Origin of the sequence: Paenibacillus sp. FSL R7-0216, from assembly GCF_037969915.1 — a bacterium.
Taxonomy (GTDB): domain Bacteria; phylum Bacillota; class Bacilli; order Paenibacillales; family Paenibacillaceae; genus Fontibacillus; species Fontibacillus rhizolycopersici.
This window is the reverse complement of sequence record NZ_CP150222.1, coordinates 1,651,848-1,665,352: the sequence shown is the minus strand read 5'-3', so window position 1 is coordinate 1,665,352 and position 13,505 is coordinate 1,651,848. Positions and strand designations below refer to the sequence as shown.

10 protein-coding genes are annotated in these 13,505 nt (G+C 52.4%); 1 reads left to right on the top strand and 9 read right to left on the bottom strand.

Annotated elements, in window-relative coordinates:
- Positions 1–91 precede the first annotated feature (91 nt).
- From serC to MKZ15_RS07250, 3 genes are all read right to left on the bottom strand, one after another.
- Positions 92–1,180 carry a 3-phosphoserine/phosphohydroxythreonine transaminase gene (gene serC, locus MKZ15_RS07260; RefSeq protein ID WP_339820967.1) on the bottom strand — a complete coding sequence of 363 codons (1,089 nt, stop codon included), beginning with the start codon at positions 1,178–1,180 and terminating at the stop codon, positions 92–94.
- Positions 1,181–1,342: 162 nt separating this feature from the next.
- Positions 1,343–2,227, bottom strand: coding sequence for a hypothetical protein (locus MKZ15_RS07255; RefSeq protein ID WP_339820965.1), 885 nt, complete (start codon positions 2,225–2,227; stop codon positions 1,343–1,345).
- A gap of 20 nt (positions 2,228–2,247) precedes the next feature.
- Positions 2,248–4,977 (bottom strand): cellobiose phosphorylase, encoded by a 2,730-nt coding sequence (locus tag MKZ15_RS07250; RefSeq protein WP_339820964.1) that lies wholly within the window; start codon positions 4,975–4,977, stop codon positions 2,248–2,250.
- 254 nt (positions 4,978–5,231) lie between these two features.
- On the opposite strand from MKZ15_RS07250, the gene MKZ15_RS07245 reads away from it, so the two are divergent.
- Positions 5,232–6,248, top strand: coding sequence for a LacI family DNA-binding transcriptional regulator (locus tag MKZ15_RS07245; protein ID WP_213622003.1), 1,017 nt, complete (start codon positions 5,232–5,234; stop codon positions 6,246–6,248).
- Between the two features lie 71 nt (positions 6,249–6,319).
- Here the strand turns inward: MKZ15_RS07245 and glnA are convergent, their stop codons facing one another.
- From glnA to MKZ15_RS07215, 6 genes are all read right to left on the bottom strand, one after another.
- A complete protein-coding gene (gene glnA, locus MKZ15_RS07240; protein WP_193418319.1) occupies positions 6,320–7,744 on the bottom strand; it encodes a type I glutamate--ammonia ligase in 1,425 nt (474 codons plus the stop codon).
- Between the two features lie 228 nt (positions 7,745–7,972).
- On the bottom strand, positions 7,973–9,016 hold the full coding sequence (gene aroF / locus MKZ15_RS07235; protein ID WP_339820960.1) for a 3-deoxy-7-phosphoheptulonate synthase: 1,044 nt from the start codon (positions 9,014–9,016) through the stop codon (positions 7,973–7,975).
- 413 nt (positions 9,017–9,429) lie between these two features.
- Entirely contained in the window at positions 9,430–10,110 is a 681-nt protein-coding gene (locus MKZ15_RS07230) for a CAP domain-containing protein (RefSeq protein ID WP_339820959.1), read from the bottom strand.
- Positions 10,111–10,267: 157 nt separating this feature from the next.
- Complete coding sequence (locus MKZ15_RS07225; RefSeq protein WP_339820957.1) at positions 10,268–11,227, bottom strand: 4-hydroxy-3-methylbut-2-enyl diphosphate reductase; 960 nt, start codon at positions 11,225–11,227, stop codon at positions 10,268–10,270.
- A gap of 65 nt (positions 11,228–11,292) precedes the next feature.
- Complete coding sequence (locus MKZ15_RS07220; RefSeq protein WP_155607084.1) at positions 11,293–12,750, bottom strand: HAMP domain-containing sensor histidine kinase; 1,458 nt, start codon at positions 12,748–12,750, stop codon at positions 11,293–11,295.
- 2 nt (positions 12,751–12,752) lie between these two features.
- Positions 12,753–13,442 (bottom strand): response regulator transcription factor, encoded by a 690-nt coding sequence (locus tag MKZ15_RS07215; RefSeq protein ID WP_193418325.1) that lies wholly within the window; start codon positions 13,440–13,442, stop codon positions 12,753–12,755.
- Positions 13,443–13,505 lie beyond the last annotated feature (63 nt).

Sequence of the window (13,505 nt, the reverse complement as noted above, 5' to 3'; positions counted from 1 at the left end):
CCGCAAAAAACCTCCAACCCTCACCTAGCAACAGGCGGGTTTGGAGGTTGCGGCGTAACGGAGCGTTCCGAGGGAAGCCCTGCTATACACTTTATCCGTGCGTTTTTTGAAATTGATTCATGAAATCGACAAGCGCTTGAATATTCGCCTTCGGTACCGCGTTGTAAATCGATGCGCGCAGGCCGCCAACGCTGCGATGGCCTTTGAGCCCAACGAAGCCTTCCTTCTCGGATTCCTTCACGAACAGTTTCTCCAGCTCCTCGCTCGCGAGACGGAAAGTGACATTCATCGTCGAACGGCTTTCTGGACGTACGCAACCCCGGTAGAATCCGCCGCTTCCATCAATCGCTAGATACAGCACATCAGCTTTATCTTGGTTCTTCTTCTCGATGCCTTCAAGCGCCCCTTGCTCTTCGATCCATTTCAGCACTTCATTCACCATATAAATCGAGAAGGATGGCGGAGTATTGTACAGCGAGTTGTTCTCGGCATGCGTATCGTACCGGAACATCGTCGGCAGATGTTTCGGCGACTCGCGCAGCAGCTCCTCGCGGGCGATCACCACGGTTACCCCCGATGGTCCCAGATTCTTCTGTGCGCCGGCATAAACCATTCCGAACTGGGTCAAATCAAACGGACGGCACAAAATATCGCTGGACATATCCGCGATCAGCGGAATGCTGCCGGTGTCCGGGAAATCGCGGAACTGCGTGCCTTCTATCGTTTCATTCGAGGTTACATGCAGATAAGCGGTGTTATCCGGCAGACGTAGGCTGCTGACGTCCGGGAGCGACATGTACTTGTCTTCTTCCGAGGAGGCCGCTACGAATGTTTCACCGATGAGTTTAGCTTCTTTTAACGCTTTCGTAGCCCAACTGCCCGATTTCACGTATCCAGCCGTCTTGCCTTCCGTAAGCAGGTTCATCGGCAGCATGGCGAATTGAGTGGAAGCCCCGCCCTGCAGGAACAACACCTGATAACCGGATGGAGTGCCGAACAGCTTCAGCAGCCGGCTGGCCGCTTCATTATGGACCGCTTCATAAACGGCGCCCCGATGAGACATCTCCATAATCGACATGCCTGTCCCGTGAAAATCAACAAACTCCGCCTGCGCCCGTTCCAGGACCTCCAGCGGCAACGCGGCTGGGCCCGCGTTAAAGTTATAAGCTCTGTTACTCATTTCTCCCCATCCCTTCCCTTTACAATCCATGTCTGGTTTCGAATATAATTAACGATTATCATAGCAACTATTCGATCTCCCAGCAAGCCGTTATTTCGCAAAAATTCACTATTTTGCAGAATTGACACATTAACGCTTCATTAAGGGAAAGGAGTAATGGGTTTATTCAACGCTAAATTCATAGATCCGTGTCCAGCTTTGTCGTTCTCCCGGCGCCACATGAACCGCGAAGAACATTTCCGGGGAAATGACATGTCCGTGTCCCCAAACGGCAGCCGAGCTTAACGGAAGCTTGCTCAACTCGCGTACGGTCAGGCCACTGGGATGGTGCGTCAATTCCCACAACCACGGAACCTCACGTCCGTCAAAATGGTCCATCCGGAAATAAAAATCCTTCTCCGGACGCCGCTCCCAGGTTACGTGATCCCCTTTAAACTCTAAGCCCTCTAGCGTCTCTGGTTCGTCGCTCCAAATTTTCGGAACAAACGGCAGCTTCAGCACGTAATCCGACCCAACCGCATATCCATCGATACCTAAAAAGTTATGACTGTATTCGTCAGTCAAAATCGTTCGGTTTCCAGTGTTCTCCACTGTATAGGTGACAAACAACTGGTTACCCGAAATTTCAATATTCTTGAGCATGCGCACGGCATATCCCCGGCATTCTGCCGGTTGGGTCGTAAAGCAGATCTGCTGCGCACTCTTTTGCTCTATTTCCGTCTCAAACCGTCTGCAGGCATATTCCCGGTAGAACCGGTATTCCGCTTCGTCCGGTCGGGTCAGCAAACCCACGCCCAGCTTGGGAAAAAGCTCGCCTACACGGGCATCCTCATACCCGATCGCTTCTTTAATGCCAAATTCGCTGCACAACCCGATCCCGCCTGTACCTGTACCCGGCGTCAGGCTTTCCGGCACGCAGAACTGGTGCCGTCCGTTCAGCTCGATACCGGTAATAATTCCGGACCCGTCGAACCGGGTCCCGCGGTACGCTTCGCCGAGTTCGGCAATTTTCACGCTCAATCGGTCGTTTTGTAAATGATAAGCCATCGACAATTCCTTCCTATCCGTTACGCTTTCAGCGTAATTTCTATGCGGTGAACGACTCCTTCCGGCAGTGTCTCGATCGCCTGACGCGGAATGAGGCAGACCTCACGATGAGAGGGGCAATCCAGCGCCTTGTCGTTTAAGGCAACTTCTCCGATTCGATACTGTCCATATTCGGTATGCTGCAGGTTTCGGTAAACGATCTGCAGTTTCCGACCGGCGAAACTGGTGATCACGGAAGCTTCTCCTTCCGCATCGAATTGCTCCAAAGTCAACTTCGGCTCCAGACGCAGATCACCGTAATCGCCTTTCACCCCGTATACTTCTGTCAACAGCGTCAACAGCAGCCAGCTAGCCGATCCCGTTAAATAAGTATACATGCCGCGGCCCCGTTCGTTAATATATTCCGGAACCCCTGGATACATCCGGCTCCGTTCGAAATCGGCGGACAAGCGGTAGACGGAATCCAGCACCTGCTTGCCGGCCTGAACAAATCCGCGTTTATACAGCGCGTTGGCGTACATCACGGTCATGTGACTGAACATCGCCCCGTTTTCTTTATGGCCGAAGGCAAATCCGAACGCCCGCCCCAGGTTTTGTTGGATTTCGCCAAACCGTGAGTTCAGGCGGTAACCGATTTGCTCATCCTTGAGGTACCGATCAACCGCAGCCGTGATTTTTCCGACTTGCTCCTCCGTCGCAATGCCGCCCATGATCGTAAACACTTGACCGGTTAACGTCATGCGTACACCGTTTGGATGATCTCCTTCCACCCGCACGGCATCGTTGTTGTAATATCCGTTAAACCACTCGAACCCTTCCTCGCTGCGAATCCATTCCTGCTTCCGCAAATGTCCAAACGCCCAATCCGCTTTCCGCCGAAGGTCCTCGGACACCTGTTGAACGTTTAACTTCCGCTTCCGCCCGCTGACGGCCGGGACAACAGAATCGAAGTAACGGTCCAGCAACTCCTGTTTAGCAGGGATACTCTCATAGTCGACTGGCGTTTCTAGGCTATCCAACAAAACGGCGATTTCTTCGGCGATCTCAATCGTGTCCGTTCCGCCTGGCGCATGTTCCAATCGTGCGATCAACTCGGAAAGTTCTCGCAAATTGCTGGCGTAGAACGCCGTAAAAGCGACGCTCTCCCCGCGTGCCGGTGCCAAATCAAGGCCGTCGTTCCAGTCCGCACCTTCCAGCTTAATATTGCCGTGTTCCCCAACGTTAAAGAACGGCACGATATTTTGGAGGAGGATATGCTCTAAAATGGTCCCTTCGTAAATGCGTCCGTCGTCCGAGTGCAATTTGTTTCCCTGATCCGGTGTCCAAGTGAGATCGCGCTCCCGGCATCGTTTGGTGAAAACGTCGCGAAAATACGTCTGCGGTTTCAGCAAGAATCTCAGATCCCCGCTTTGGTGGATGTATAACAGCGTTGTCAACAGCGGCCAGGCACCATGATCCATCCATACCCGTGGAATATTGTTGCGGTCGGCGATAAATTCACCCGGCTTTGCACCGATAATTGTCGCGTTGCTGCCGTCGATCCGAACACCGGCATAGTTATTGTAGAGTAAATGGCCAACTTCGTCCGGCTCCATAACCAGCAATGCCAAACAGTCTTGCCACAAATCTCGCCAGCCCCGTCCGCCGCGTCCATAGTCGTGATACGGGAGGAAAGAATTCCCGTACATGCGTCTCAAAATGGGCTGGAGCGTGACCCATTTCATCCAGAGATCCTGTTGTTCGTCTCCGGATTGGAAGGAGAGCGTATCCAGCTTACCTAACCAATAGGATTGGTTTTGCTCCAGCAACTCGTTGAATCGCTGCTCTGACAAATACTCTGCGGCAACACGCTTGGTATCCATACGGTCGTCGGCGATGATCATGGCTACAATATAGGACACCGATGCTCCCGGCGCCAGCCGGACCGTGTCGAACCGCAACGCGCCAACCGCCTCGTATCCCTCTGCAACAGCCCCCGCTTCGACGTCCGGGCGGCGATTGGCGACCACGGCCTGCGGCCAGTCCAAGGCCCCGCCTTCGCCGATGAAATCCTCGGTTACCGGGAAGAAGCCGACTGGGGCTTTACCGTCCTGCGTCGCACCAAAAACGCCGTAAGTTGTTTGGTTGACACGATGCCCGCGCTCATCGAAAGACAGCGACGGTTGAACCTCAACGCCGTGGACGGAGGTATAAATCCGGTGAAGCAAGGACGTGACATGCCGGTGATCTCGCAGGTCGTCCGCCGAACGCGCATACAGCGGAATCGCGGCAGTTGGCGTGAATATGAGTTCCGTGTTACCTGTATTGGTCAGCCGAACCTTCATCAGTTCGATTTTGTCGTCCGTCACGGGTACGAAGCTGGTCGTTTCTGCCCGTAGGTTCAGAAGGTTATTCTCCCGGGTCAACTTATGCCACAAGAACCCTGCCTCCAGCGAGGAATGCTCGTTCTTCTCCGAAAACAACGCGGCGTTTTGCCGCGCCGAGTTTCCGGTAGCGGACCAAGCCCCGTACCCTTCGAGGTAGACCCAAAAATTCCGCGCCGCTTTGGAGTTATGCAGGCTCTCCACCGAGATCGGCTCCAGCAGAAACGAATTATGCCCCGTTGTCGATTGCCCATGCAGGGTTGGAGACACCGAGGACATCATTCCGGCTTCGTTCACCAAAGGAAAATACAAATAACTGCTCAACTCGGGCTGTTCAAGCCGAAACACGCCCTCTTTCCCCTGAAATTTCCAACCACTTGTCGCCATAAAGCTACTTCCTTTCCATATTGTATTGGCATATTCCGAAAATTTTCGGCCACTCAAACCATTATTGTGATAAAAACCAATTCCAGGACAAATACCCGAAACCGGTTTCGGTAACTCCATTATCCTTGCTATCCTCCAGTTTGTAAAGGGTTTCAACTCTTGATTTCCGATGAGTTATTGACGATGACGTGAAAGATCGGTATGCTAGGTTCACGAAAATATTTTCGCTAGAGAGAAACGGAAGGCTGAAGCGTATGAATATGAAACAGATTGCAGAATTAGCCGGCGTATCGGTGGCTACCGTGTCCAAGATCGTCCACAATTACAGCGATATTTCAGAGGAAACTCGAGCCAAGGTGCTTGAGGTCATGCGGCAAACCGGGTATGTTCCCGCCCACACGGCAAAGACACTGGCGCAGAAGCAAACCCCGATCATCGGAATCGTCTTCGCCGGGAGACGGCATGCGGATTTTGCCCATCCTTTTTTTGCGGAGGTATTAAACGCATTTCAGAAGCAGGTGGGGTTGTTCGGCTACGACTTGCTGTTTCTTAACCCCGATCATAAGAGCAGCGGAAACGCCGATTATTTAACGCGTTGCCGACAGTATCGGACGGCTGGATGTTTTATCGTCAGCGGGCAAGAGGTGGGTACCGAGATCCGTGCGCTGGATCAGAGCGAAATTCCTTGCATCGGCATCGACATCCCGTTGCACGGGCGAAGCTCTGGCTATCTCATGTCCGATCATGCCAACATGTCGGCAAAAGCGGTGGAGCATTTCTATCTGCTGGGTTATCGGGAGCTTGGGTACATCGGCAGCACGGTCGAGTCCGATATCTCCAGGGAGCGGGAGCAGGGATATCGAAATGCCCTGGAGAGCTACGGACTCCCCCTCCGTGAGGAATGGTTCGCAGGCGGCGACAGCTTCTATGAAGCCAGCGGTTACGAGGCCATGACCCGCATGATCCAGGCCGGCTCTTTGCCTAAGGCGATTTTTGCAGCCTCGGATTTGCTGGCCATCGGCGCTTTGCGAGCGCTGAGAGAACACGGGCAGCGTGTTCCTGAGGAGGTTGCCTTAATCGGCTGCGATGATATTGAAGCCTGCCGTTACGTAAGTCCTTCCCTTACGACCATTCGTCAAAACAAGGAGAAGTTAGGTCGTCTAGCCGCTTCTTTGCTCTTCGATCTGATTCACAACCAGTCGGTAGCCAGCTCCGTTGTCGTTGAGCCTGAGCTGGTTGTGCGGGATTCATGCGGAAGCAGGAGCGCTTAAGTAGATCGTGAATTCAAAAAAACTCCCCATCCGTTGGATGGGGAGTTTGTCGTATGATAGCTAATTCAGCTTTACAGATCGTAATAAAGGCCAAATTCGTAAGGATGTACTCGCACGGCGACAGCTCTCGCTTCGGCGCGCTTCAACTCTACAAAGTTGTCGATGAACGCCTTCGTGAATACACCGCCTTGGGTCAGGAACTCATAATCGTTTTCCAAAGCGCTTAGCGCTTCGTCCAAGGAACCCGGAACACTGCGAATCGTCGCTTTCTCTTCATCGGACAATTCATAGATGTTCTTGTCGAACGGTCCGTAACCCAGTTTGACCGGATCGATTTTGTTCTTGATGCCGTCAAGGCCTGCCATCAGCATGGCAGAGAAGGCCAGGTACGGGTTCGCCGTGGAGTCCGGGGTACGGAACTCAATGCGGCAGCCCTTTGGTGTTACCGCGGCTACCGGGATCCGGACGGCAGCTGAGCGATTCCCCTTCGAGTAAACCAGGTTTACCGGAGCCTCGAAGCCAGGAACCAAGCGTTTAAACGAGTTCGTGCTTGGATTCGTAAACGCAATGATCGCTGGAGCGTGGTACAGGATGCCGCCGATATAGTTCAAGGCGATTTCGCTCAGGTTTGCGTAAGCCCCTTTGTCGTAGAACAGCGGAGTGTCGCCGTTGAAGATGGATTGATGCACGTGCATCCCGCTACCGTTGTCGCCAAACAGGGGTTTCGGCATAAACGTTGCCGTTTTCCCGAACTGAGCGGCGGTGTTGTGCACGATATACTTGTAAACCATCAGGTTATCCGCGGTTTTCAACAGCGTATCGAAGCGGAAGTTGATTTCCGCTTGACCGGAAGTCGCTACTTCGTGGTGATGACGCTCCACGCGGATGCCGGCTTCTTCAAGCAAACGGCACATTTCGCTCCGGATATCCTGTTGCTTGTCGGTTGGCGCTACAGGTACGTAGCCGCCTTTGACCGGTACTTTATAACCCAGGTTGCCGCCTTCTTCCGAACGCCCCGTATTCCATGCCGCTTCCTCGGAATCTACCGAGTAGTACGTTTTGTTCATGCCACTTTCAAAGCGGACATCGTCGAAAATAAAGAACTCGGATTCCGGGGCAAAGAATGCCGCCGTGCCCACGCCGCTTTGCTTCAGGTATTCTTCTGCACGCACTGCAATGCTGCGTGGATCACGCTCATATCGGTCGCCATCCGGCGTATAAATGTCGCAAAATACGTTCAACGTCGGATGCGCGGTAAACGGATCGACGAATACGGAACCATGGTCCGGCATCATGACCATGTCGGATTCTTCAATGCCGCGGAACCCGGGGATCGAAGATCCGTCGAAAGCTACGCCGTTCACGAAAGTTTCCTCATTCACTTCTTTAGCCGGAAGGGTAATATGATGTGCCCGTCCCGATAGATCAACAAAACGGAAGTCTACCCACTCAATTTGCTTTTCCTTGATTGTTTTTAAAACGATCTCTGCTGACATACTCTTTCCTCCCCAAATCACGAACATTAAATCTTATTTTTGCGATTAACGTTCATCCTTTAGTATGATTATGTCGTCATTATAGGACTGTGGGGGCGAAGTCGTCAATACTTATGTAAGGTATTTTTACATCCGAAATAAGGTATTATTACGCATAGTACAAATTTATCTACAAAAAGTATAAAAGCCCACTCGCCGCAGGGCGAATGGACTTTAAGTCATTCTATGTTACACGTGAAGTGCGGCCTTCGGGGTATCAAAGCGTTTCCCTACCAGTGGGGCCAATTTCTCCAAATCTTGCAATAAAGCGGCGAATTGGTCAGGGAACAAAGACTGTACGCCGTCACCGGTCATCGAGTTGTCCGGATCGGTGTGCATCTCGATGATCAGACCGTCTGCCCCGGCGGCCACGGAGGCCTTCGTCATCGGTTCCACGAGCTCACGACGGCCCGTGCCATGGCTCGGATCGGAAATGACCGGCAGATGGCTTAAGCCCTGGAGCACCGGAATCGCGGACAGATCCAGCGTATTACGGGTGTAGGTTTCGAATGTTCGGATCCCGCGTTCGCACAGCATCACGTTCGGGTTCCCTCCCGCCAGGATGTATTCCGCCGCGTTCAGGAACTCATCGTAGGTGGCGCTGAAGCCTCGTTTGAGTAATACCGGCTTGTTGCAGGTGCCCAGCTTGCGCAGCAAATCAAAGTTCTGCATATTGCGTGTTCCAACCTGCAAAATATCGGCGTATTCGGCGCAAACATCGACGTACTCCGGCGTCATCACCTCAGTAATGGTCAGGAGGCCATGCTTCTTGCCCGCTTCCGCCATCATGACAAGGCCTTCCACGCCAACGCCTTGGAAGCTGTACGGACCGGTACGGGGCTTAAACGCCCCTCCCCGCAATACTTGCCCGCCTGCCGCCTTCACCAAACGAGCGATTTCGTCGATTTGTTCCGGCGATTCTACTGCGCAAGGGCCGCCCATAACAACCAGCTCGCCGCCGCCGATCTTGACATCACCGATAGAAATGACCGTATCTTCCGGATGAAAATCTCGGCTAGCCAATTTATAGGACTTCGAAATCTTAATGACATTCTCGACGTCCTTCATTTGGCGAAGATGTTCGGCGAGCTTCGGTTCGATCAGGCCGATCAAACCGATGACGGTACGATCCTTCCCGCGGGAAACATGGGTCTGCACTCCTTCCTTCTCAATCACGGCGATAATTTTCTGAACGCGCTCCTCAGGGGTTTGGTTTGATGTAATAACGATCATTCCGATTCCATCCTTTCTTAATAAGACGATTGTATGCAGGCTAAAAACCATTATTCGAACGTACAGGCACTATTTCGCTTGTACGCTTGTGTGCTTTTAAGCTTTTATTCACTAAAGTAACTATAGCTGAATTTGTCTCTCCCGTCAACCCCAATGGTTATAGGCTAGTGCTTAAATGACGCAACGCTCGGTCCATCACGCCTTGTCCGGACGTTTGCATGAATATCCCGTTAAGTCAGATCGTAGATGGCAGGTTACTTAGTTGGAAACACACCCCCTACCTTACTCCTGAACAAAAGGGATGATGGCGAAACGGACCGTACAAACATTGACCCCCGCCTTTTCTATACAGCGAACAAATAAAAAAAGACCGGAGAATCGTGCTCCCCGGCCTTTCCTGTTTATGAAGCTATTTATCTCCCAACAAACTCCTGTGCCCAATATCCGTTATAATAGCCGACACCGATCAGATTGTAATTGGCGTTCAAGATATTGGCGCGGTGGCCTTCGCTGTTCATCCAGGCGTTGACGACCTCAGTTGGCGTCTTCTGCCCCATCGCGATATTCTCGCCCGCATAACCGAATTGAATGCCGAACTTCTTCATCATGTCAAACGGCGAACCATAGGTTGGAGAGGTATGGCTAAAATAGTTATTATCGCTCATATCCTTCGCTTTAGCCCAAGCCATATTGTTTAACTCTGCATTACCTGTGAGCGGCTTGAGGCCCTGTTTCGCACGCTCCTGATTCACCAGGGTAATAACCTGAGTAGCAAATTGCGACTTGTCGGTCGTTGCGCTTTGCGTAGTTCCTTGTGTCGTTCCTTGTGTCGTCCCGGTTTGCGCTTTGTTGCCTGTCGTGCCTTGGCTGCCGCTTTGTACCGGTTGCTGAGGTTGATAGTATTGATACCATGGAATCGTATAATAATTCGTCCAAGTGTTCGCGCCATAGGTTGTATAAGTCTTATAGGTTGAATAAGTTTTATAAGTCGTCGTATTCGAGGCTGCCGAGGCCGAAGCCGGTACAACGATTGCTGCGGCTAACATTGCGGTTAGTCCACCCGTCACCAAACGTTTCAGTCGATTCGATTTCATCCTGTCATCTCCTTGTTGTAGTTGATAGGTTAGTTACATTTTTGTAACCTTTCTACAACGAGTATAACATGAATCGAATCGTAGGGGACCCCGCAAATGTTGGTAAATGGACGAAAACCGCGGCACAGCGCGGTTCCCCCCCCATGAATCTATGCTTTTATTCCTCTTTACTTTTAGCTCCGACTTTAACTGGAGGCAATAATTTCGCTAGATTAACCGTTCGGATGATATCCCAGGTTGTCGGTTCTTCCGGGTCATATTGCTCAAGATAATGAATAACTTCCTTCGTAATTGGCGTTGGCGTCGACGCGCCTGATGTCACCGCTACTTTGCCGATGCCATCCAACCACTCGCGCTTGAGCTCCGTAACGTCTGCGATCCGGTACGCTGTAACTCCAGCGATCTCTTCCGATACCTGGGCTAACCGGTTAGAGTTGTTGCTCCGGGGATCGCCGACGACGATCACGAGGTCCGCCTGACTAGCTTGTTCCGCTACTGCCTGCTGGCGCATCTGGGTCGCTAGGCAAATCTCGTTGTGCACCTCTGCACCTGGATACTTCTCCAGCAGTTTTTTCATAATATGCTTAATATCCCACTGACTCATCGTCGTTTGGTTGGTGATTACGATTCTGTCAGCGGAGAGGTTTAGTTGCTCGATCTCCTCTTCTTTCTCGATCAGATGCACCTTGCCTGGCGCAACGCCTACCGCGCCTTCCGGCTCGGGATGCCCTTTCTTCCCGATATAGATCACCTCATACCCTTCGGCAACCTTCTCTTCGATGAGTACATGGGTTTTGGTGACGTCCGGGCAAGTGGCATCCACTGTTGTTAGCCCTTTGTCACGGGCCAGCTTACGGACCTCCGGAGATACCCCATGCGCAGTAAAGATGACTGTCCCGCTCTCCACCTTGCTCAAAATATCCAGGCGATTCGGGCCGTCCAGCGTAATAATCCCTTCATCCTCGAAAGAATTCGTGACATGGCTGTTGTGCACAATCATGCCGAGTATATATATCGGCCGCGGCAGATCGAGGTTCTTAGCCGCCTGCCGGGCCAGAACCATCGCGTCCACGACACCGTAGCAGTAACCGCGCGGCGAAATTTTAATCACTTCCATGAATCGTATCCCTGCTTTCTCGTCCCCCAGTTTTCCCTGACGGAGGGGAGCCTCTCTATTATAAACTATTCCGGGAGGGCGTTAAAGATCGCGGGAAGCCAGATGATGAAAGTCGTCCCTTCGCCTCGCTTGGTTAACACTTCCACGGACCCCTCATGCTCGTCGATAATCCATTTGGCAATCGATAATCCCAGTCCGGTTCCCTGAATGACTCCGCGGGACGGGTCGGCCCGATAGAAGCGTTCAAAAATATGAGGGACTTCGCTTCGGTCCATCCCGATACCCGTATCGGCGATGCGAATGCCAATCTGCCCTGCCGATTGAACGGCATCGATCGTGACGCTACCCTGTTCGGTATATTTGAACGCATTTTCAATAAAAATAAACAGCATCTGCTGCAGATAATCCTTGCTGCCAACAACCGACACACCCTCCAGCGCCTGTAAATCGCCCTGGATCCACTCCGCTTTTCGCGGCAAGAAGTGCGCCCGGCGGGCCACCTCCTCCACGACCGGAGCCAGCAGCAGCGGCTCCTTCGTTAACGTTTGCCCGGCATCCGCCCGGGCCAGCGACAGCATATCGTTCACCAACCGGCTCATGCGCTCAGACTCGGCAGCGATGTCGCTCACCGCCTCCAGCGAAAAGCTGCGTACCTGTTCCTCTTCACCGGGATCACGCCGAGCTTCATCCTGCGTCCACATTCGCTTCAATAAGTCAACGTTGCCGCGAATCGTCGTGAGCGGCGTTCGCAGTTCGTGGGAGGCATCCGATACGAACCGGCGCTGGGTCGAATAAGCTTCATCCAATTCTTTATAGAAGCCTTCGGTACGTGCCAGCATGTTGTTGACAGTGCCGATTAATTGACCGATTTCATCGTTGGGCCCTTCGTAATCAATCCTTACGCTCAAGTCGTTTCCGGTCTGAATCCCGTTTGCCGCCTCAATGACCTTTCCGATCGGTGCCATCGATTTACGCGCCAGAAAGAGGCCAAGTGAGCTGGCGGCCAGAATCGTGATGATCGAGCCGAATAACAAGACCGTGCTCATTCGGTTCATCAACTTATCTTCTGCGCCGGTATAGGCCGCTAGTTGAATTAAGCCGATCAAATTGTTATCGAGCGTAATCGGAAGCTGATACAGCAAGAAAGACTGATTATACAGCTGAACCTTCTTGAAGCCCGCGATCTTGCTCAACGATCCGGCGTCAGGAACGGGAAACTTCATGTTCCAACTCAGCAGATTTTGCGAATACCGCGTGTTTCCATCCGTATAATTGTGGATCTGCACAAACAGTTGGGCATCCTCTAACCGGTTCGCCTGCATCGGATCCAGATACAAATCCAGTCCCTGGGTGATGCTGTAGCTTTGGGAGTTTTTGATACGATTGGCCTGATCCTCCAACCGGTTCTTCACTTCCATATAGGTGTTGTATCGAACAAAGGCATAGATCGAAGCGCTGAACAAGATCAGCGTAACGGCCAAAATCCCGGTATACCATGCAGTTAGCCGCAGCCGGATCGACATGCTTAAGCCTCTCCTCTCAGGATGTAACCGGCCCCGCGGATCGTCTGAATGATACGCTTGCCGCCGTGCTCCTCCGTTTTTTGCCGAAGCATGGCAATATAAACCTCCAGCACGTTCGACTCCCCGCTATAGTCGTAACCCCAAATCTTATCCATGATTAGATCGCGGGTCAGCAGCCGTTTCGGATTTTGCAGGAACAGATGGAGCAGCTCGAACTCCTTGGCCGTTAGCTCCAAACGCTGCCCCGCCCGCGTGACCTCGCGGGAATCGAGATCCATGACGATGTCCTCAAAAATGAGGCGCTGGTTGCCCGCGTCTCCCGCCGAATCCTTGCGCCGGAGCAATGCTCGAACCCGGGCTAGCAGCTCCTCCAGGGCAAACGGCTTGACGAGATAATCGTCCGCACCCAGATCCAGACCCTTCACCCGGTTCTCGACCTCATCCTTCGCGGTCAACATTAGAACCGGAACAGTGCTTCCGCCTTCGCGCAATCGCCGGCATACTTCGAACCCGTCTACTTTAGGCATCATGACGTCTAAAATGATCAGATCCGGGTCGGCACTCATCATCATCGACAATCCTTCCGCCCCATTTTGGGCCGTATAAACGTCATACCCCTCGAACGCCAGGCCGCGTCGCAGCATCGACGTGATTTTCTCATCATCATCTATGACCAAAATTGCCGATCTCACGAACAATCTCTCCTTTGCCTTGCGCTTGCCTCAGGCAAGCACCACTGTCTCCATTGTACCAAA

What these genes read in the sequence shown, in the direction of transcription:
- serC (WP_339820967.1), bottom strand. Translation starts at nt 1,180, where the DNA reads ATGAGTAACAGAGCTTATAACTTTAACGCGGGCCCAGCCGCGTTGCCG.
- MKZ15_RS07255 (WP_339820965.1), bottom strand. Translation starts at nt 2,227, where the DNA reads ATGGCTTATCATTTACAAAACGACCGATTGAGCGTGAAAATTGCCGAA.
- MKZ15_RS07250 (WP_339820964.1), bottom strand. Translation starts at nt 4,977, where the DNA reads ATGGCGACAAGTGGTTGGAAATTTCAGGGGAAAGAGGGCGTGTTTCGG.
- MKZ15_RS07245 (WP_213622003.1), top strand. Translation starts at nt 5,232, where the DNA reads ATGAATATGAAACAGATTGCAGAATTAGCCGGCGTATCGGTGGCTACC.
- glnA (WP_193418319.1), bottom strand. Translation starts at nt 7,744, where the DNA reads ATGTCAGCAGAGATCGTTTTAAAAACAATCAAGGAAAAGCAAATTGAG.
- aroF (WP_339820960.1), bottom strand. Translation starts at nt 9,016, where the DNA reads ATGATCGTTATTACATCAAACCAAACCCCTGAGGAGCGCGTTCAGAAA.
- MKZ15_RS07230 (WP_339820959.1), bottom strand. Translation starts at nt 10,110, where the DNA reads ATGAAATCGAATCGACTGAAACGTTTGGTGACGGGTGGACTAACCGCA.
- MKZ15_RS07225 (WP_339820957.1), bottom strand. Translation starts at nt 11,227, where the DNA reads ATGGAAGTGATTAAAATTTCGCCGCGCGGTTACTGCTACGGTGTCGTG.
- MKZ15_RS07220 (WP_155607084.1), bottom strand. Translation starts at nt 12,750, where the DNA reads ATGTCGATCCGGCTGCGGCTAACTGCATGGTATACCGGGATTTTGGCC.